Origin of the sequence: Enterobacter sp. FB (assembly GCF_000805795.1) — a bacterium.
GTDB classification, from domain to species: Bacteria; Pseudomonadota; Gammaproteobacteria; order Enterobacterales; family Enterobacteriaceae; genus Enterobacter; species Enterobacter roggenkampii.
Genome location: NZ_JSZC01000013.1, coordinates 899,216 through 918,361, shown reverse-complemented (window position 1 = coordinate 918,361; position 19,146 = coordinate 899,216). Strand labels below are relative to the sequence as shown.

16 protein-coding genes and 1 pseudogene are annotated in these 19,146 nt (G+C 56.3%); 9 read left to right on the top strand and 8 right to left on the bottom strand.

Translation table 11 applies throughout. The features are described 5' to 3' along the window. Window positions 1–9: 9 nt before the first annotated feature. The 3 genes from phoP to PI91_RS11245 all read left to right on the top strand — a co-directional run bounded on the left by phoP (window position 10) and on the right by PI91_RS11245 (window position 3,358). On the top strand, window positions 10–681 hold the full coding sequence (gene phoP, locus PI91_RS11255; protein ID WP_025911763.1) for a two-component system response regulator PhoP: 672 nt from the start codon (window positions 10–12) through the stop codon (window positions 679–681). After that, window positions 682–2,145 carry a two-component system sensor histidine kinase PhoQ gene (phoQ, locus tag PI91_RS11250; RefSeq protein WP_008500759.1) on the top strand — a complete coding sequence of 488 codons (1,464 nt, stop codon included), beginning with the start codon at window positions 682–684 and terminating at the stop codon, window positions 2,143–2,145. A gap of 91 nt (window positions 2,146–2,236) precedes the next feature. Further along, window positions 2,237–3,358 carry a cupin domain-containing protein gene (locus PI91_RS11245; RefSeq protein WP_039266147.1) on the top strand — a complete coding sequence of 374 codons (1,122 nt, stop codon included), beginning with the start codon at window positions 2,237–2,239 and terminating at the stop codon, window positions 3,356–3,358. Between the two features lie 92 nt (window positions 3,359–3,450). Here the strand turns inward: PI91_RS11245 and PI91_RS11240 are convergent, their stop codons facing one another. Together PI91_RS11240 and pepT are read right to left on the bottom strand one after the other, a co-directional pair. After that, window positions 3,451–3,942: a transposase gene (locus PI91_RS11240; protein WP_039266146.1), complete on the bottom strand. Its 492-nt coding sequence runs from the start codon at window positions 3,940–3,942 to the stop codon at window positions 3,451–3,453. Window positions 3,943–4,037: 95 nt separating this feature from the next. Continuing rightward, window positions 4,038–5,261 (bottom strand): peptidase T, encoded by a 1,224-nt coding sequence (gene pepT, locus PI91_RS11235; RefSeq protein WP_023343774.1) that lies wholly within the window; start codon window positions 5,259–5,261, stop codon window positions 4,038–4,040. A 237-nt stretch (window positions 5,262–5,498) separates the two neighbouring features. On the opposite strand from pepT, the gene potA reads away from it, so the two are divergent. Genes potA through potD form a run of 4 tightly spaced genes read left to right on the top strand, consistent with a single transcriptional unit; the run spans window position 5,499 to window position 9,307 of the window. Continuing rightward, window positions 5,499–6,647 carry a spermidine/putrescine ABC transporter ATP-binding protein PotA gene (gene potA / locus PI91_RS11225; RefSeq protein ID WP_181008253.1) on the top strand — a complete coding sequence of 383 codons (1,149 nt, stop codon included), beginning with the start codon at window positions 5,499–5,501 and terminating at the stop codon, window positions 6,645–6,647. Then, window positions 6,631–7,488 (top strand): spermidine/putrescine ABC transporter permease PotB, encoded by an 858-nt coding sequence (gene potB / locus PI91_RS11220; protein WP_023292769.1) that lies wholly within the window; start codon window positions 6,631–6,633, stop codon window positions 7,486–7,488. The genes potA and potB overlap by 17 nt, the downstream gene beginning before the upstream one ends. After that, window positions 7,485–8,276, top strand: a complete 792-nt coding sequence (potC, locus tag PI91_RS11215) for a spermidine/putrescine ABC transporter permease PotC (RefSeq protein ID WP_039266145.1) — start codon at window positions 7,485–7,487, stop codon at window positions 8,274–8,276. Before potB ends, potC begins: the two co-directional genes overlap by 4 nt. Further along, window positions 8,273–9,307, top strand: a complete 1,035-nt coding sequence (gene potD / locus PI91_RS11210; protein WP_039266144.1) for a spermidine/putrescine ABC transporter substrate-binding protein PotD — start codon at window positions 8,273–8,275, stop codon at window positions 9,305–9,307. The genes potC and potD overlap by 4 nt, the downstream gene beginning before the upstream one ends. A gap of 47 nt (window positions 9,308–9,354) precedes the next feature. Here potD and PI91_RS11205 read toward each other — a convergent pair whose 3' ends face one another. Then, window positions 9,355–10,584, bottom strand: a complete 1,230-nt coding sequence (locus tag PI91_RS11205) for an EAL and HDOD domain-containing protein (protein WP_039266143.1) — start codon at window positions 10,582–10,584, stop codon at window positions 9,355–9,357. A gap of 236 nt (window positions 10,585–10,820) precedes the next feature. Between PI91_RS11205 and PI91_RS11200 the strand changes: the two genes are divergently transcribed. After that, window positions 10,821–12,752 (top strand): methyl-accepting chemotaxis protein, encoded by a 1,932-nt coding sequence (locus PI91_RS11200; protein ID WP_039266142.1) that lies wholly within the window; start codon window positions 10,821–10,823, stop codon window positions 12,750–12,752. A gap of 45 nt (window positions 12,753–12,797) precedes the next feature. Here the strand turns inward: PI91_RS11200 and cobB are convergent, their stop codons facing one another. The 5 genes and pseudogenes from cobB to lolC form a co-directional block, all read right to left on the bottom strand. Beyond that, a complete protein-coding gene (gene cobB / locus PI91_RS11195; RefSeq protein ID WP_021240739.1) occupies window positions 12,798–13,619 on the bottom strand; it encodes a Sir2 family NAD+-dependent deacetylase in 822 nt (273 codons plus the stop codon). A gap of 14 nt (window positions 13,620–13,633) precedes the next feature. Next, window positions 13,634–14,545 carry an N-acetylglucosamine kinase gene (gene nagK, locus PI91_RS11190; RefSeq protein WP_021240740.1) on the bottom strand — a complete coding sequence of 304 codons (912 nt, stop codon included), beginning with the start codon at window positions 14,543–14,545 and terminating at the stop codon, window positions 13,634–13,636. 53 nt (window positions 14,546–14,598) lie between these two features. Then, the gene (lolE, locus tag PI91_RS11185) at window positions 14,599–15,843 is read right to left on the bottom strand and encodes a lipoprotein-releasing ABC transporter permease subunit LolE (protein WP_008500771.1); all 1,245 of its coding nucleotides are present in this window, start codon (window positions 15,841–15,843) and stop codon (window positions 14,599–14,601) included. Continuing rightward, window positions 15,843–16,544 (bottom strand): lipoprotein-releasing ABC transporter ATP-binding protein LolD, encoded by a 702-nt coding sequence (lolD, locus tag PI91_RS11180; protein WP_039266141.1) that lies wholly within the window; start codon window positions 16,542–16,544, stop codon window positions 15,843–15,845. The genes lolE and lolD overlap by 1 nt, the downstream gene beginning before the upstream one ends. Continuing rightward, a pseudogene (gene lolC / locus PI91_RS11175) lies at window positions 16,537–17,735 on the bottom strand (lipoprotein-releasing ABC transporter permease subunit LolC). Before lolC ends, lolD begins: the two are co-directional and overlap by 8 nt. 256 nt (window positions 17,736–17,991) lie before the next feature. Between lolC and PI91_RS11170 the strand changes: the two are divergent. Then, window positions 17,992–19,065 (top strand): acyltransferase family protein, encoded by a 1,074-nt coding sequence (locus tag PI91_RS11170; RefSeq protein ID WP_039266140.1) that lies wholly within the window; start codon window positions 17,992–17,994, stop codon window positions 19,063–19,065. The last annotated feature ends 81 nt before the right edge of the window (window positions 19,066–19,146 follow it).

Sequence of the window (19,146 nt, the reverse complement as noted above, 5' to 3'; positions counted from 1 at the left end):
GAAAAGATGATGCGCGTACTGGTTGTTGAGGATAACGCATTGCTACGCCATCACCTGAAGGTTCAGCTTCAGGAGATGGGACATCAGGTGGACGATGCTGAAGATGCAAAAGAAGCCGATTATTATCTCAATGAACACCTGCCGGATATCGCCATTGTCGATTTAGGGTTGCCTGACGAAGACGGCCTGTCGTTGATTCGTCGCTGGCGCAGCCACGATGTTTCCCTGCCGGTTCTGGTGTTGACCGCTCGTGAAGGCTGGCAGGATAAGGTTGAAGTGCTCAGCGCGGGTGCAGATGATTACGTCACTAAGCCGTTCCATATTGAAGAGGTGGCGGCCCGCATGCAGGCGCTGCTCCGTCGCAACAGCGGGCTGGCGTCGCAGGTTATTTCCATCCCGCCTTTCCAGGTCGATCTCTCCCGCCGCGAGCTCTCAATTAACGATGAAGTCATCAAGCTGACCGCATTCGAATATACGATTATGGAAACGCTGATCCGCAACAGCGGCAAGGTGGTGAGTAAAGATTCTTTAATGCTTCAGCTCTACCCTGACGCTGAACTGCGCGAGAGCCATACCATTGACGTGCTGATGGGACGACTGCGTAAGAAAATTCAGGCCCAGTACCCGCAGGATGTGATTACCACCGTCCGCGGTCAGGGCTACCTGTTTGAATTACGCTAAATGAGACGGATTTTGCGTCATCTTCTGCCCCTCTCACTGCGGGTTCGTTTTTTACTGGCAACGGCTGCGGTGGTGCTGGTGCTGTCGCTCTCCTACGGCATGGTCGCCCTGGTGGGGTACAGCGTCAGCTTCGATAAAACGACCTTTCGTCTCTTACGCGGCGAAAGCAATCTGTTTTATACCCTGGCGAAATGGGAAGACAACCGAATCACCGTCGAAATGCCGGAAAACCTTAATCAGCAAAGCCCCACCCTCGCCCTGATTTACAACGAAAAGGGAAAGCTGCTGTGGGCGCAGCGCGACATTCCGTGGCTGGTCAAAAGCATTCGTCCGGAGTGGCTTAAAACCAACGGGTTTCACGAAATTGAAGCCGATCTCAACACCACCAGCTCGCTGATCCGTGAAGATCGTTCCCTGCAGCAAAAGCTGAACGAGATCCGCGCCGACGACGCCGAAACGGAGATGACGCACTCCGTTGCGATTAACCTTTATCCGGCGACGCTAAACATGCCGCAGCTGACCATCGTGGTGATCGACACCATTCCGGTCGAACTGAAGCGTTCTTATATGGTCTGGAGCTGGTTCATCTACGTTCTGGCGGCAAATCTGCTGCTGGTGATCCCGCTGCTGTGGATAGCGGCGTGGTGGAGCCTGCGCCCCATTGAATCACTGGCGAAAGAGGTTCGCGAGCTGGAAGAACATCATCGCGAAAAGCTTAATCCGGAAACCACCCGCGAGCTCACCAGCCTGGTGCGTAACCTCAACCGCCTGCTGAAAAGTGAACGCGAACGCTATGATAAATACCGTACGACGCTTACCGATCTGACCCACAGCCTGAAAACCCCGCTCGCGGTGATGCAAAGCACCCTGCGTTCCATGCGCAGTTCGAAGCTGAGCGTCGACGATGCCGAGCCGGTGATGCTGGAGCAGATCAGCCGTATTTCCCAGCAAATTGGCTATTACCTCCACCGCGCCAGCATGCGTTCCGGCAGCGCCCTGCTGAGCCGCGAGCTGCATCCGGTCGCCCCGCTTCTGGATAACCTCACGTCCGCCCTCAACAAGGTGTATCAGCGTAAAGGGGTGAATATCAGCCTCGATATCTCGCCAGAGATAAGCTTTGTGGGTGAAAAAAATGACTTCATGGAAGTGATGGGCAACCTGCTGGATAACGCCTGCAAATACTGTCTTGAGTTCGTGGAAGTGTCGGCGCGCCAGACGGATAACGAACTGCATATCATCGTGGAGGATGATGGCCCGGGGATCCCGCGCAATAAACGTGATGTGGTGTTCGATCGCGGTCAGCGCGCCGATACGCTACGTCCTGGCCAGGGCGTTGGATTAGCCGTCGCCCGGGAGATTGTCGACCAGTATGACGGGAAAATCGAAACCAGCGAAAGTTTGCTGGGCGGCGCGCGAATGGAGGTCATTTTTGGTCGCCAGCAGCCGACATCGAACGATAGTTAACCCGTTATGTGAAAAATGCGAGGATCTCGCAGCCGGGGACCTGAGCTTCCGTTATAATCCGAGTCAGTAAGAGCCTGCGGAATAAAAAAATATGGATTATCACTTAACGCTTAACTGGCCCGAGTTTATTGAACGTTACTGGCAAAAACGCCCGGTCGTTCTGAAACGCGGGTTCAGCAATTTTGTCGACCCTATCTCGCCTGACGAGCTGGCCGGTCTGGCCATGGAAAACGAAGTCGACAGCCGCCTGGTCAGCCACCAGGACGGGAAATGGCAGGTTAGCCACGGTCCTTTCGAAAGCTACGATCACCTCGGTGAAAACAACTGGTCGCTGCTGGTACAGGCTGTCAACCACTGGCATGAGCCGACGGCCGCCTTAATGCGTCCGTTCCGCGCCCTGCCCGACTGGCGCATGGACGATCTGATGATCTCCTTCTCCGTGCCGGGCGGCGGCGTAGGCCCGCATCTGGACCAGTACGATGTGTTCATCATTCAGGGTACGGGCCGCCGCCGCTGGCGCGTGGGCGAAAAAGTGCCGATGAAGCAGCACTGCCCGCATCCGGACCTGCTTCAGGTTGATCCGTTTGAAGGGATTATCGACGAAGAGCTGGAGCCGGGCGACATTCTCTACATCCCGCCGGGATTCCCTCATGAAGGCTACTCCCTGGAGAACTCCCTCAACTACTCCGTCGGGTTCCGCGCGCCTAGCGGCCGCGAGATGATCAGCGGATTTGCCGACTATGTTCTGCAGCGCGAGCTGGGCAGCTATCGTTACAGCGATCCCGACATGCCTGCGCGTGAGCACCCGGCAGACATCCTGCCTGCGGAGCTGGATAAGCTGCGCGGCATGATGCTGGATCTGATCAACGAGCCGGAACATTTCCGTCAGTGGTTTGGCGAGTTTATTAGCCAGTCCCGCCACGAGCTGGACGTTGCGCCTCCGGAGCCGCCGTATCAGGCTGACGAGATTTACGATGCGCTTCAGCAAGGCGACAAGCTGACGCGCCTGGGCGGGTTGCGCGTGCTGCGCATTGGTGAGGATGTGTTCGTCAACGGCGAGAAGCTGGACTCTCCACACCGACCGGCGCTGGAAGCCATAGCCAGCCATCTGGTGCTGACTGCGGATACCTTTGGCGATGCGCTGGAAGACCCGTCTTTCCTCGCGATGCTGGCCGCGCTGATCAACAGCGGGTACTGGTTCTTTGAGGACTGAGTCGTGATATTTGCCGGGTGGCGGCTACGCCTTACCCGGCCTACGAAAGCGCGATCCTGTAGGCCCGGTAAGCGTAGCGCCACCGGGCGTTTTTATCGCCGCTCCCCCGCGGCAAAATCCTCAATCTCTCCTGCCCAATCCACCGGATACAACCCTTCAGCCACGTCCCGATGAAACGTTGAATACGGCCAGTCGCTGACTTTACCCACATAGCCGTGCTTCAGCGGATTGACATAAATGTAATCCACATGCCGCCGGTAGTCCTCTTCGTTGCGGATAGTGTGCTCCCAGAATCGTGGCTGCCAGATATAGCGCATGTCGATGCTGCGGCTGAATGTCTTTTTGATATCCCGCCAGCGGGCGGAAAAATCACTGTCCCCGTCCGGTAGGCTCCAGATACAGTGCATATGTTCAGGCAAAATAACCCACGCGTTGATGGTGAAGGGCTTCGCACGCTTAACCGTTGAGGTGGCGGAACGCAGGTTATCGATATGGCGGGTAAGCAAATCGCTCTGACGGTTTTGCAGGTTAACGGTGAAAAACCAGGTGCCACCGGGGACGTAATGGCGACGGTAGTTTGACATGGGCACTCCTTGCCTCATTGCTCGGTGGCGGCTTTGCCTTACCCGGCCTACATTCGGATCGTAGGCCCGGTAAGCGCAGCGCCACCGGGCATTTTTTAGCGTTTAGCGGTCAACTCCGCGATCCGCACTATCACCTTCACCGCCTTTTCCATCCCTTCCAGCGTCACAAACTCATGTTTACCGTGGTAGTTATAGCCACCGGTAAACAGGTTCGGGCACGGTAGTCCCATAAACGACAGCTGAGAACCGTCGGTACCGCCGCGAATCGGTTTTAATACCGGTTCAATATCGCAGTCGCGCATCGCCTGCTGGGCGATATCGAGAATATGCGGATGGGCCATCACCTTCTCGCGCATATTGTAATAGCTGTCTTCGATGATGAGCTCAATATAGCAGTCAGGATGCAGGCCCTTGCCCACCTTCTTGGCGATTTCCATCATCTTACGCTTGCGCGCCTCAAAGGCTTTACGGTCAAAATCGCGGATGATGTAGTGCATCTGCGCGCTGTCCACGGTGCCTTTGATGCTGGTCAGGTGATAGAAACCTTCATACCCTTCGGTCTGTTCGGGGCTCTCTTCCGCCGGGACTTCTGCATGAATACGCGACGCCAGCGACAACGCGTTGACCATGACGCCTTTGGCAGAGCCTGGGTGAACGTTGTTGCCGACAATTTTGATCGTGACTGACGCGGCATTGAAGTTTTCATACTCCAGCTCACCGACGCCGCCACCGTCGACGGTGTAGGCCCACTGGGCGTTAAAGGCGTCCACGTCGAAGTGCTTCGCGCCCTTGCCGACCTCTTCATCCGGCGTAAAGGCCACGCGGATATCACCGTGCGGAATATCGTTGCCCTTCAGCACCGCCAGCGCCGTCATGATCTCCGCGATGCCCGCTTTGTCATCCGCCCCCAGCAGCGTTTTACCATCGGTGGTGATCAGCGTCTGACCGAGCAGCTGGTGCAGCACCGGGAACATCACGGGCGAGAGCACTTCGTCGCCAATGCCCAGCGCAATGTCGCCGCCGCGGTAGTTTTCAACAATCTGCGGGTTCACATGTTTACCGCTAAAATCCGGAGAGGTGTCGACATGGGAGATAAAGCCAATCGCCGGAATGTCGCCCGGGACATTCGCCGGCAGCGTTCCCATCACAGTGCCTTTCTCGCTTAACGTGACGTTGACCAGCCCCATGGCGTCAAGCTGCTCTTTCAGCAGGTTTAATAGCTTCCACTGGCCTTCGGTGCTCGGCACCTGGCGAACACCCGGCTTAGATTGGGTATCCAGCGAAACGTACTGTAAAAAACGCTCAAGTAATTTATCCATGCAGTCACCCTCACTTTTTGTGACAACATTATCAATAAGCATCAAAACGCAAATATTGCGTCAGGTCACTTTTATCCCGCAAACGAGAATATTTTCCGTTTATATCGTTATGCGTTAGTAAATGTAGCTTATGAATCAGTGACAAGGATTGGCGATTGCGGGGGATTGCCGTAGAATGTCCGCCCTCATTACGAGTCACCAAGGTGGTTACACACAAACCCCGCTTCAGTCTGCTGCCTGAGGCGTCTATATGGGACAGCGCAAAAATTGAATACACAATCCCGTTCACGTTCACCGCTGGTGCAACTGGAACGAATTCGTAAAAGTTTTGATGGCAAAGACGTCATTTCCGACCTCACTCTCACCATCAATGACGGTGAGTTTCTGACGCTGCTTGGCCCCTCCGGCTGCGGCAAAACCACCGTACTGCGCCTTATCGCCGGGCTGGAGAGCGTCGATAACGGCCATATCCATCTTGAAAACCAGGACATCACCCAGGTTCCCGCTGAAGACCGCCACGTCAACACTGTCTTTCAGAGCTATGCCCTCTTCCCGCACATGACCGTGTTTGAAAACGTGGCGTTTGGCCTGCGGATGCAAAAAACCCCGGCGAATGAAATCGAACCGCGCGTCACCGAAGCCCTGCGCATGGTGCAGCTCGAGACGTTTGCCCAGCGAAAACCGCATCAGCTTTCCGGCGGCCAGCAGCAGCGCGTGGCCATCGCCCGCGCCGTGGTCAACAAGCCGCGTCTGCTCCTGCTGGATGAATCCCTCTCCGCGCTGGATTACAAGCTGCGCAAGCAGATGCAGAACGAGCTTAAAGCCCTGCAGCGCAAGCTCGGCATTACCTTTGTCTTCGTCACCCACGACCAGGAAGAAGCCCTGACCATGTCCGACCGCATCGTGGTGATGCGCGACGGCAAAATCGAGCAGGACGGCACGCCGCGTGAAATCTACGAAGAGCCGAAAAATCTGTTTGTCGCCAGCTTCATTGGTGAGATCAATATCTTCGACGCCACGGTGATCGAGCGTCTGGATGACCAGCGCGTTCGCGCGTGCGTCGAAGGACGCGAGTGCGCCATCACGGTGAATTTCCCCGTCGAAAAGGGACAAAAGCTCAACGTTCTGCTGCGCCCGGAAGATCTGCGCGTCGATGAAATCCACGGCAATGCCGAGGCCGAAGGGTTAATCGGCTATATCCGCGAGCGCAACTACAAAGGGATGACGCTGGAGTCTGTCGTCGAGCTGGAGAACGGCAAAATGGTGATGGTCAGCGAGTTCTTTAACGAGGACGACCCGGACTTCGACCACTCTCTCGACCAGAAAATGGTTATCAACTGGGTAGAAAGCTGGGAGGTTGTACTGGCTGATGAAGAACACAAGTAAGTTCCAGAATGTGGTGATTGCCACGATCGTCGGTTGGCTTGTGTTGTTTGTCTTTTTACCCAACCTGATGATCATCGCCACCAGCTTCCTGACCCGGGACGACGCAAACTTCGTTTCGCTGGTTTTTACGCTGGACAACTACGCGCGCCTGCTCGATCCGCTCTATTTTGACGTGCTGCTGCATTCGCTCAATATGGCGCTGATTGCCACCATTGCCTGCCTGGTGCTGGGGTATCCTTTCGCATGGTTCCTCGCGGGCCTGCCGCAAAAGGTACGTCCCCTGCTGCTGTTTTTACTGATTGTTCCCTTCTGGACCAACTCGTTAATCCGCATCTACGGGCTGAAAATCTTCCTGAGCACCAAAGGCTACCTCAATGAATTTCTGCTGTGGCTGGGGGTGATTGATACGCCGATCCGCATCATGTTTACCCCGAGTGCGGTGATTGTGGGTCTGGTCTATATCCTGCTGCCGTTTATGGTGATGCCGCTCTACTCCAGCATTGAGAAGCTGGATAAACCGCTGCTGGAGGCGGCAAAAGATCTGGGTGCCAGCAAGTTCCAGACCTTTATCCGCATTATCATTCCGCTGACCATGCCCGGCATTATCGCGGGCTGTCTGCTGGTCATGCTTCCGGCCATGGGTCTGTTCTACGTTTCGGACCTGATGGGTGGCGCGAAAAACCTGCTGATTGGGAATGTGATCAAGAGTCAGTTCCTCAACATTCGCGACTGGCCGTTCGGCTCCGCCACCAGCATTACGTTGACGGTGGTGATGGGTCTGATGCTGCTGGTTTACTGGCGCGCCTCACGGCTGCTGAACAAGAAGGTGGAACTCGAATGATCGGTCGACTGCTTCGCGGCGGTTTTATGACCGCCATTTACGCTTACCTGTATATCCCGATCATTATTTTGATCGTGAACTCGTTTAACAGCTCGCGCTTTGGGATTAACTGGCAGGGCTTTACCACCGACTGGTACAGCCTGCTGATGAACAACGACAGCCTGCTGCAGGCCGCTCAGCACTCGCTGACGATGGCGATCGTCTCCGCCACCTTCGCCACGCTGATTGGCTCCCTGACCGCCGTGGCGCTCTATCGCTATCGCTTTCGCGGTAAGCCGTTCGTCAGCGGCATGCTGTTTGTGGTGATGATGTCGCCGGACATCGTGATGGCGATTTCGCTGCTGGTGCTGTTTATGCTGCTGGGCGTACAGCTTGGCTTCTGGTCGCTGCTGTTTTCCCATATCACCTTCTGCCTGCCGTTTGTGGTGGTGACCGTCTTTGCGCGCCTGAAAGGGTTCGACGTGCGCATGCTGGAGGCGGCGAAAGATCTGGGCGCCAGCGAGATGACCATCCTGCGCAAAATCATCCTGCCGCTGGCGATGCCCGCCGTGGCGGCCGGATGGCTGCTGAGCTTTACCCTGTCGATGGATGACGTAGTGGTCTCCTCCTTCGTGACCGGGCCGAGCTATGAAATTCTGCCGTTGAAAATTTATTCGATGGTGAAAGTCGGCGTTTCACCTGAGGTGAACGCGCTGGCGACCATTCTGCTGGTGTTTTCGCTGGTTCTGGTGATCGCCAGCCAGGTTATTGCTCGTGATAAAACAAAATCTCAGGGGACAATGAAATGAAAAAAATGCTCGCCGCTGCGGCGCTGGTGCTTGGTATGGGTGCCGCACACGCTGATGACAGCAAAACGCTCTACTTCTACAACTGGACCGAGTACGTGCCGCCGGGCCTGCTGGAGCAGTTCACCAAGGAGACGGGCATCAAGGTGATCTACTCGACCTACGAGTCGAATGAAACCATGTACGCCAAGCTCAAAACCTACAAAGATGGCGCGTACGATCTGGTGGTTCCGTCCACCTACTTTGTCGACAAAATGCGCAAAGAGGGCATGATCCAGAAGATCGACAAAACGAAGCTAACCCATTTTTCAAACCTCGATCCTGAGATGCTCAACAAGCCGTTTGACCCAAATAACGACTACTCCATTCCGTATATCTGGGGGGCAACCGCGATTGGCGTTAACAGCGAGGCCGTCGATCCGAAATCGGTGACAAGCTGGGCCGATCTGTGGAAACCGCAATACAAAGGCAGCCTGCTGTTGACCGACGACGCGCGCGAAGTCTTCCAGGTGGCGCTGCGCAAGCTTGGCTACTCTGGCAACACGACGGATCCTAAAGAGATTGAAGCGGCATATGCCGAGCTGAAAAAGCTGATGCCTAACGTGGCGGCATTCAACTCTGATAACCCGGCAAACCCGTATATGGAAGGCGAAGTAAACCTGGGGATGGTGTGGAACGGCTCCGCGTATGTGGCCCGCCAGGCCGGTACGCCGCTTGAGGTGGTCTGGCCAAAAGAGGGCGGGATTTTCTGGATGGACAGTCTTTCAATCCCGGCCAACGCGAAAAACGTGGACGGGGCACATAAGCTGATCGACTTCCTGCTGCGCCCGGACGTGGCGAAACAGGTTGCCGAGACGATTGGCTACCCGACGCCAAACCTGGCCGCACGCAAGCTGCTGAAGCCTGAGGTGGCTAACGATAAGTCGCTCTACCCGGATGCGGAAACCATCAGCAAAGGTGAGTGGCAGAACGATGTCGGCGACGCCAGCCGGCTCTACGAAGAATATTACCAGAAGTTAAAAGCGGGCCGCTAACCGGTATCGCGTACTTCCTCACGCCGCCTGCGCGGCGTGAGGAAGGATTAACTGACCGTATTCTCTCCAGCCCAGAGCGTCGCTTTTCGCATCGCCTCAACCACCTCTTCATCTGACAGGCCCAGCGCCTGACGAACCCGGGTCGCCTCGTCCCACCGCTGCTGTTCATAGTAACGGCAGAGGTTAATCATGTCGGCTAACCGTCCCTCCTGGTGGCACAGCGCGTTGCTCACGCTCTGCGGTACCGCAATTTGCTTCATCAGCTCTGCCATCGGAAGCTCCAGGAGGGTATCGAGCAGAGAAAACAGGCCGCACATGAACGCATTTTCAGCCAGAGTAGGTTCGTTCATCGTCTCAGCCAGCAGTTCGCAAAATTTGCCGCGCATCATGCTCAGCGGGTAAAGCTCGCTGACGGTGTCATTGCCCGCACTGGCGAGGACCACGACGGCAACAAACCGTCGGAGCTGGTTTTCGCCAAGATACCTGAGCACCTCGCTCAGGGTTAACTTGCTGAAATTACAGGCGCCGACATGTTTAAACGCCGTATGCTTCATATAGCGCATGATTTTATAAGAGAGCGTGAGATCGGTTTTTATCAACGACTCGATGATTCGAAAATCAGGTTTATTGCGTCCGACCTCCATTTGCAGCCGAAAAATCGCCAGCTGATTTTGCGACAGCCGTTTATATTTAATGACCTCCGGACGGCAGAAAAAATAGCCCTGAAAAAGGGAAAATCCCTCGTCTCTGTATTGGTTGAATTCCTCTTTAGTCTCAATTTTTTCAGCCAGATATTTAATATGACCGGTCAGATGTTTGCGTGCTTTCAGATACGCTTTAATTTGCGCTAAGGTATAATTTCTGACGTCAAATTTCAGGATAGAAATATAGGGTAAAAAAACATCCCATTCTGGCGCAAGGGTGAAATCATCAAGCGCAAACTGATAGCCGTGCGCATTCATCTCCCTGACGGCCTGCAGCAGTTCGGCCCCCGGCACAGCATCTTCAAGGATTTCAATCACCACGCTCTCTTTATCAAGCGCTTCTCCACTGCGGTCAATAACCATCCTTGAAGGGAAATTAATAAACGACGTATGTGCCCCGGCAATGCGCTGGGACGGCACACATAAGAACTGATCTGATATCATCCTGGACGTGGCATATTCTGCCGACACATCCGGAAAACGATTTGTCATCCCGTCTCTGAAAAGCAGCTCATAGGCTACGGTATTCATTTCAGGGTTAAAAATGGGTTGTCGCGCGATAAATCCGTACATATCCCATCCTCCTCTACCACTTTATATTTATTAGCATCCTCTTTCTACACGACGATAACGAGTTTTATCGAGCACTATTTTGATTGAATGCACAAAATAAAAGCATCCACACTAATTAACGGGAATTAATCGTCTGGATTTAAATTAAATATATCCTTCGCTCTACAGAAAGGGGATGAAATATCCGATAAGTACTTTGTGCCTGCCCGACATGCACGACATTACGGGAGATGAGAATGAAAGACGCCATGGTCCGAAGACAAAAAATAAGAGTCAAGACGTTGATGCTATTGTCCATTTTCCTCACCGTGACGGTGGGCTTTACGGCAACGATCGGGTTTATGATGTGGCAATGGATGGCGCAGCAAGAGGTGCTGGCCAAAAACCATATCCGCCAGATAGCCGAGGTACACGCTTTACAGGTCAGCAAACAGCTGGATTCTGCCCTGACTGCCGCCCGGGATATGGGCAACAGCGCCCTCGCGCTACGCGAAGCGGGCATTTCCGACCGCCAGAGCCTGAACCAGCTGCTCGTCCACTTCCTCTCGGCTCACCCGTCGTTTCTCTCCATGTCGATGGCCTTTGAGCCCAACGCGTTTGACGATAAAGATGCCGTCTTTGCCGGTCAGAGCGGTGAAGATCCTGCCGGGCGCTACGCCCGCTACGTCGACCGCGATGCCACCGGCAAACCGACATTGCACCTGCTGACGGACATCGAAACGCCCGGCAGCGGTGATTACTATCTGTTGCCGAAACAGCGGCATAAAGATGTGATCATCGAACCCTATATTTACCCCTACAACGGCGTGGACGTGATGCTCACCTCAATTGCCGCCCCCATCATGCGTGACGGTCAGTTTCTGGGCTCAGTCACCTCTGACTTCTCGCTCGCCACGCTGCAGTCCATGATTGGCGCCATTAAACCGTGGAACGGCACAGGCTACGCCCTGCTCCTGTCTGCGGGCAATAACGTGGTGTCCAGCCCGGACAAAGGTGCGGCAGGCAAGCCTTACGCGGGTCAAATTGCAGGACATGACGTCACCCGGGTAAACGATCCGCTGCTGAAAGAAGAGGTATTTATCACCTGGCAGGCGATCGCCGTCGGTAATAGCCAGACGCCGTGGAAACTCGCCATCATCACCCCGGTCAGCGAAGTGATGGCCGAAGCGCGCGCATTTTTACTGAAGGCCATCGTCATGATGGTGTTAAGCATCGTTGCGGTTAGCCTGGTGATGGCCCAGATTTTTACCCGCAAGGTTGATCGTCCGGTGGGGGGAGAACCTTCCGAGGCCGCCGGGATCGCCCTGGCCGTCGCCCGCGGGGATCTGAACAACACCATCCCGGTGCGATCCGGGGATACCCACAGCATTTTTTATGCCCTGCACACCATGCAGACGCAGCTCAAGCGCATCGTCGACAACATCAGCGAAGCCAGCCACTCCGTGCACGGCGGGACCAGCGAAATTTCGGCGGGCAACCTTGACCTCGCCTCGCGTACCGAGGAACAGGCGGCGGCGATTGTTGAAACCGCTGCCAGCATGGAAGAGATTTCGGTTACGGTGAAGAACAATGCCGACAACGCCCACAAGGCGACCACCCTGACCGATCGCGCCGCGAGCCTTGCCGGACATGGCGAAACGCTGGTGAACGATGTGGTCGTGGTGATCGGCGAGATTGATGAGAGCGCGCGCAAGATCGGTGAGATTAACAGTATCGTCGATGGCATCGCCTTCCAGACCAATATCCTGGCGCTGAATGCTGCCGTTGAAGCGGCGCGCGCGGGTGAACAGGGACGCGGTTTCGCGGTAGTCGCAGGTGAAGTACGCAACCTTGCGCAGCGAAGCGCTAACGCGGCCAAAGAGATCTCTCAGCTGATTGCCGAGTCCTCAGGCCGCGTCAGCAAAGGCGTTGAGCTGGTCAATGAAACCGGCGTAATGATGAAACAGGTGATTGAGGCGGTGTCGCACGTGCATCTGGTCATCAACGACATTGTCCAGGCGCTGGACGAGCAGAATCGGGGGATTAGCCAGGTCAGTACCGCCGTTAACCAGATGGACAGCACCACCCAGCAGAACGCCTCTCTGGTTCAGCAGATCTCTGCGGCGGCGCTTTCGCTGGATGAGCAGGCTAAATCGCTGGAGAAGACGCTGGCCTTCTTTCATTCTTAAATAAAAAGGCACCCGCCCGGCGGGTGCCTTTTCACGCCATGAGCGTCACAGCCCTTTCAGCAGCTTGTCGACAAACTCCGGAACAACCGTGCTTGCCAGGCCGTAGTGTTTCTCTTCAAACTCGCTGCCCACCTGGCTCGGCTCAAGATTGAGTTCAACCGTATGCGCACCGTGCAGCCGCGCTTCGTGGACAAACCCCGCCGCCGGGTAAACGTGGCCGGATGTGCCGATGGCGATAAACACGTCGGCCATCGCCAGCGCGCTGTAGATCTCATCCATTCCCAGCGGCATTTCGCCGAACCAGACCACGTGCGGACGCAGGCGAGACGGGAACTGGCAGCAGTGGCACTTATCCTCCGGCAGCACGTCCTCTTTCCAGTCCAGCACCTGACCGCTCCAGGCGCAGCGAACCTTGAGCAGCTCGCCGTGCATATGGATGATGTTCTTGTTGCCGGCCCGCTCGTGAAGGTTGTCGATATTCTGCGTTACCAGCAGAAAACGATCGCCCAGCGCCTCTTCCAGCTTCGCCAGCGCCAGATGCGCGGCATTCGGCGCGACGTCAGGCTGCTGAAGCTGACGACGGCGGGCGTTGTAAAACGCCTGCACGAGATCCGGGTCGCGGGCAAAGCCTTCAGGCGTGGCGACATCCTCCACGCGGTGCTCTTCCCACAGCCCGTCCGCCGCGCGGAAGGTTCGAATACCTGACTCGGCGGAGATCCCCGCCCCGGTCAGCACCACCACTCTGGGTTTATCCATCGCTTCTGGCATCATTCTGTCTCTGAAAAAGATCCGCTGGCGCAAGCGCTCACGCAAGCGGCGTTTATTTTTGCGAAAACGGCTGAGTCGACCCTGGCGACGCGACAGCATAGAAACCTCGTAAACTAATCGGTGAGATGAAGGAATGCGGCTCCGCGCATGCCTCCTGCGTCCCCGTGTCGCGCGCGTTCAATACGCGGCACGCGGGCAACCGGCAATAAATGTCGGGGCAAACGCCCGGACAACCGTTCCGTAATCGCGGTAAAGTTTGAGAGCCCTCCCCCAATCACCAGCAGATCCGGGTCGACGATGGTGAGAATATTGCCCAGACACACCGCCAGCAGATCCAGATAGCGCTCGACGTGCTCACGCGCCTGCGCATCCCCTTGCTCCCACAGGGTAATGATTTGAGGGGCCTCAAGTTTCTGATGATAGAAGTGTTCGTAAAGCCATGCAAACCCGCGGCCTGACAGGTAGTTCTCAATACAGCCGTGCTGCCCGCAGCCGCAGCGGGTCAGCGGGAAATCACGGCCGACGACCTCCAGCGCATCCACCGGGAGGCGGATATGACCAAACTCGCCGGTGATGTAGCTGCGGCCGGTGATGGGCTTACCGTTGATGACGATTCCTCCGCCGACGCCGGTACCGAGGATCAGCCCCATCACCAGCGGATATTGACGGAACTCATCATCCCAGGCTTCGGAGAGCGCAAAGCAGTTGGCGTCGTTATCTAAACGCACGTCGCGTTCAAGGAGCGCGGAGAGATCGGCGCGCAGCGGTTTACCGCTGGCGGCAGGCACGTTGGCCGCGTAAAGCGTACCGTCGTCGGTTTCCGGCATGCCCGGAATACCAATGCCGACGCTGCCTTTCACGCCAAAGCGTTCATCGGCCTGCGCCACCAGCGCGGCAATGGCAGTTAAAAATTCGTCGTAGCTGTCGCGCGGCGTGGGAACGCGGGTTTCCCACTGCAGTTTGAGGTCTTTATCAAACACGCCGAGCGCAATCTTGGTGCCGCCAATATCAAATCCATAATACATAACGTATTCCTCTTTCGATCTGGCGACACGAAAGCCGCTAGATCGTGACGTAATTACTGGCCACTTAATACCCTCGCCGGATCAATTCGGCTTGCGCGACGCGCCGGATACCAGCTTGCCAGCAGACTCAGTAAAAGTGCTGTAAGCAGCACATAAAAAACATCCAGCCAGTGCAGTTCAGACGGCAGGAAGTCAATAAAATAGATATCACCCGACAGGAACTGGTGACCAATAAGCTTTTCAATCCCGTTGATAATCGGCGTTAGCTGCAGGGAAACCACCACGCCAATCACCACGCCGCACAGGCTGCCGAACAGTCCTGCCAGCAAACCGTACCAGACGAAAATGGCGCGAATAAGGCCGTCTTTTGCCCCAAGGGTACGCAGCACGGCGATGTCGCCGCTCTTGTCTTTGACCGCCATCACCAGCGTCGAGACGATATTAAAGCACGCGACACCGATCACCAGCACCATCGCCAGATACATAATGGCGCGGATCATCTGGATATCACGGTACATATAGCCGTAAGTGCCGATCCAGCTTTTGATGTAGACATAGTTATTGGTCACGCTGCCCGCGTCGCGCACCAGTTTGTTAGCGTTAAAGACGTCGTTCACCTTAATGGCAATGCCCGTCACGCTGTCGCCCATGTCGAGATACTGGCGTGCATCCTCCATCGGCACCATCGCAAAGCTGTGGTCAAGCTGACCGCTCAGCTGAAGAATACCGGTAACGTGCAGGCGCACGCGCTTTGGCTGCTGCAGTTTGTGATCGGCGCTGGCATTCGGGATCATGATTGACACCCAGTCGCCCTGCTTCACCTTCAGGGCATCAGCAACGCCTTTACCCATGATGATCTGCTGCTCGCCCGCCTTGAAGTTGGCCCACGCGCCGTTCTGCACGTAGTTCGGCAGCGCGCTGAGGCGCGCTTCCTGCGTCGGATTCACCCCTTTCACCTGGATAGCGCGCAGGTTTACCCCGCTCTCCACCAGCCCGGTAAAGTTAATGTAGGGCGCAGCCGCGGCGATGCCGGGCACTTTTTCCACTTTGTTCAGGGCGTCGCTCCAGTTCGTCCACGGCTGGTTAACCGGTTCGATCTCCCCGTGCGGCACGACCGCCAGAATACGGTTATTCAGCTCGCGCTCGAAGCCGTTCATGGCGCTTAAGCCCACGATCAGCACCGCCACACCCAGCGCAATACCGATGGTCGAGATAACGGAGATCAGCGACACCATGCCGCCGCGACGGCGGCCGCGGCTAAAACGTAAACCGATGAGTAACGATAACGGTGACGCCATTACTCTGCTCCCATCAGGGTCAGTTCCGCGTTCAGATGGCCGTCGCGCATCTCAAGCTGGCGCCCCATGCGTTTTGCCAGCTGCAGATCGTGGGTCACCACCAGAAACGCGGTGCCCTGCGAGGCGTTCAGCTCGCCCAGAAGCTGGAAAATACTGTCCGCGTTGCGCGCGTCCAGGTTACCGGTAGGCTCATCCGCCAGCACCAGACGCGGGTTGTTGACCAGCGCACGGGCAATCGCCACGCGCTGACGCTCGCCGCCGGACAGCTCCGACGGACGGTGGTTTCCGCGATGGCCCAGCCCTACCGCTTTCAGCATGTCGCTGGCGCGGGCGTTAATCTCAGCCGGTTTCTTTTTGCCAATCAGCAGCGGCATCGCCACGTTTTCCAGCGCCGTGAAGTCCGGCAGCAGGTGGTGGAACTGGTAGATAAAGCCCAGCTCGCGGTTACGCAGCTCGGCCTTCGCCGCCGAGGACATTTTGCTCATCGGCTGGCCGGAGAAAATCACGTCGCCGTTGGTTGGGGTATCCAGCCCGCCCAGCAGATGTAATAAGGTACTTTTACCGGAGCCGGAGCTGCCGACAATCGCCATCATCTCGCCTTCATCCACGCTAAAGCTCACATTGTGCAGCACGTCGGTTTGCACAGTGCCTTCCTGATAGCGTTTGGACAGGTTGTCGCATTGCAACAGGATCTTATTCATAACGTAAAGCCTCAGCGGGTTGAGTGGCGGCAGCGCGCCAGGAAGGATAAAGCGTAGAAAGCAGCGCAATGGCCATCGCGGCCAGCGCGATACCGACCACCTGCAGCGGCTCGATGGCCACCGGCAGCGCCGCGCCGTCAAGCAGCGCGCCGATGATCGGCATTAAATTGTTGAGCTGGCTGGCAAGCAGCGCACCCAGCCCCGCCCGAGCAGCGCGCCGATGATACCGGCGCTGGCCCCCTGCACCATAAACACGGCCATGATCTGCCGCGGCGTCAGCCCCTGGGTTTGCAGGATAGCGACCTCGCCCTGCTTCTCCATCACCATCAGCCCCAGCGAGGTGATGATGTTAAAAGCAGCCACGGCGACGATCAGGCTCAGCAGCAGCCCCATCATGTTTTTCTCCATCCGCACGGCCTGGAACAGCTCGCCTTTACGCTCGCGCCAGTCCTGCCATTTGGTGCCGTCCGGCAGTTTTTGCTGGCTGAGGGTATCGACCTTCAGCGGCGCGTCGAGCCACAGGCGCCAGCCGGTGATATTGCCGGCCGGGTAGCGCATCAGGCGTGACGCGTCCTGAATGTTAACCAGCATCTGGTAACCATCGACTTCACTGTTGGCGGCAAAGGTCCCAACCACGGTAAACAGGCGTTGGCTTGGCAGGCGCCCCATCGGCGTAAACTGGCTGGCTGAAGGCACCATCACGCGGAGCTGGTCGCCGCGGTTGACGCCAAGCTGACCGGCAAGCTGCTCACCCAGAATCACGTTGTATTTTCCGGCTTCCAGATCGGTCTGCTTCACGTTTACGAGATACGGCGTCAGCGGGTCTTTTTGCGCCGGGTCAATACCCAGCATCACGCCGACCGCCACGCTGCGGGCGCTTTGCAGCACCACGTCGCCGGTGGTCAGTGGCGCAACGCGCGTGACGCCCTGTAACTTCGCCGCGCTTTCCGGCAGCTGTTGCGGGTTAACCGAACCGTTAGTGGATGAGAGTACGGCCTGCGGCATCAGCCCCAGGATGTTGTTTTGCAGCTCGCGCTCGAAGCCATTCATGACGGAAAGCACCGTCACCAGTGCCATCACGCCAAGCGTAATGCCAATAGTCGAAAGCCAGGAGACAAAGCGACCGAAGCGGTCCGCGGCGCGCCCACGCATGTAGCGTAAGCCTATGAAGAGTGCGACAGGTTGATACATGAAGTCCGTCTGTTTGCTGATAGCAGACCCACGAGTATATAAGCGAATCCGTTAAGCGTAAATGACTGAAACCGTAAGCTTTGGTAATCATTTTTCCAAAAAATTCAGATAAATCAGGATACTAATATCTGAAACCGCACCTCGTAACCTCCACCTTTTCCGAAAAACCTCCTGATACAGACTGTTACCCATTACAGCCCGGTTTCGTTTAACAACAATTGCTCGTTCGTCTATGGCAATAAGGTAGTTGCGAACAATGAAGCAAAAAGCATTATGGATTAACCAGATAAAAGGGCTGTGCATCTGCCTGGTGGTTATCTACCATTCAGTTATCACGTTTTATCCGCACCTGATGGGGCTGCAACACCCCCTCTCTGGCCTTCTCGCCAAATGCTGGATCTATTTTAATCTCTATCTCGCCCCCTTCCGTATGCCGGTCTTTTTCTTTATCTCCGGCTATCTGATCCGTCGTTATATTGACGAGGTGGACTGGCGAACCAGCCTCGACAAGCGAATCTGGAGCATTGTCTGGGTTCTGGCGCTGTGGGGGATTCTGCAATGGCAGGCGCTGACCCACCTGAACGCCTGGCTGGCGCCCGATCGCGAGGTTGCCACCTCATCAAACGCGGCCTACGCCGATTCGCTCCTGGGATTTGTGCAAGGGATGCTCACCGCCAGCACCAGCCTGTGGTATCTGTATGCCCTGGTGGTCTACTTCACGTTGTGTAAACTGCTGAGCCGCTGGAAGCTGCCGATGCTGGGACTGCTGGCGCTGGCAAGCATCGCGATCAACTTCCTGCCGCTGCCGTGGTGGGGAATGAACAGCGTGGTACGCAACATGATCTACTACAGCCTCGGGGCGTGGTATGGCGCTGAGCTGATGGCATGGATGAAAAATCTAAACCTTCGCCGCACCTGGCTGGCAACGGGCGCTTTCGCCGCCGTCTCCGTGGTGCTGTGGTTTGCTAACGTTCCGCTGCTGCTCTCCTTGCTGTCGATTGTGCTGATCATGAAGCTGTTCTACAGCGTTGAGCAGCGCTATGCCGTTCACCCTGACAACCTGCTGAACGTGATTGGCTCCAATACCATTGCGATTTATACCACCCACCGCATCCTCATTGAGGCCTTTAGCCTGTTCCTGATTGGCGAGATGAATGCCGCTTACTGGCCGGTCTGGGCCGAACTCACCTTAATTCTGGTCTACCCGTTTGCCAGCCTGCTTATCTGTACCCTGGCCGGGCTGGGGGTGCGTAAACTCTCCACCGCGCTGTTCGGGGACATTTTCTTTTCTCCGCCTTCGACGCTTACGCTCTCGCCGACCACCCGTTAATGCCCTCTCCGCCCCCTTTCGGGGGCGTATAACCCCGCCGTGCGGTTCCGATTTGCTTATGTAAAACGATCGAGGATAATA

Excerpts from the sequence above, each read along its gene's own strand:
- phoP (WP_025911763.1), top strand. The coding sequence starts at position 10 with ATGCGCGTACTGGTTGTTGAGGATAACGCATTGCTACGCCATCACCTG.
- phoQ (WP_008500759.1), top strand. The coding sequence starts at position 682 with ATGAGACGGATTTTGCGTCATCTTCTGCCCCTCTCACTGCGGGTTCGT.
- PI91_RS11245 (WP_039266147.1), top strand. The coding sequence starts at position 2,237 with ATGGATTATCACTTAACGCTTAACTGGCCCGAGTTTATTGAACGTTAC.
- PI91_RS11240 (WP_039266146.1), bottom strand. The coding sequence starts at position 3,942 with ATGTCAAACTACCGTCGCCATTACGTCCCCGGTGGCACCTGGTTTTTC.
- pepT (WP_023343774.1), bottom strand. The coding sequence starts at position 5,261 with ATGGATAAATTACTTGAGCGTTTTTTACAGTACGTTTCGCTGGATACC.
- potB (WP_023292769.1), top strand. The coding sequence starts at position 6,631 with ATGAAGAACACAAGTAAGTTCCAGAATGTGGTGATTGCCACGATCGTC.
- potC (WP_039266145.1), top strand. The coding sequence starts at position 7,485 with ATGATCGGTCGACTGCTTCGCGGCGGTTTTATGACCGCCATTTACGCT.
- potD (WP_039266144.1), top strand. The coding sequence starts at position 8,273 with ATGAAAAAAATGCTCGCCGCTGCGGCGCTGGTGCTTGGTATGGGTGCC.
- PI91_RS11205 (WP_039266143.1), bottom strand. The coding sequence starts at position 10,584 with ATGTACGGATTTATCGCGCGACAACCCATTTTTAACCCTGAAATGAAT.
- PI91_RS11200 (WP_039266142.1), top strand. The coding sequence starts at position 10,821 with ATGAAAGACGCCATGGTCCGAAGACAAAAAATAAGAGTCAAGACGTTG.
- cobB (WP_021240739.1), bottom strand. The coding sequence starts at position 13,619 with ATGCTGTCGCGTCGCCAGGGTCGACTCAGCCGTTTTCGCAAAAATAAA.
- nagK (WP_021240740.1), bottom strand. The coding sequence starts at position 14,545 with ATGTATTATGGATTTGATATTGGCGGCACCAAGATTGCGCTCGGCGTG.
- lolE (WP_008500771.1), bottom strand. The coding sequence starts at position 15,843 with ATGGCGTCACCGTTATCGTTACTCATCGGTTTACGTTTTAGCCGCGGC.
- lolD (WP_039266141.1), bottom strand. The coding sequence starts at position 16,544 with ATGAATAAGATCCTGTTGCAATGCGACAACCTGTCCAAACGCTATCAG.
- PI91_RS11170 (WP_039266140.1), top strand. The coding sequence starts at position 17,992 with ATGAAGCAAAAAGCATTATGGATTAACCAGATAAAAGGGCTGTGCATC.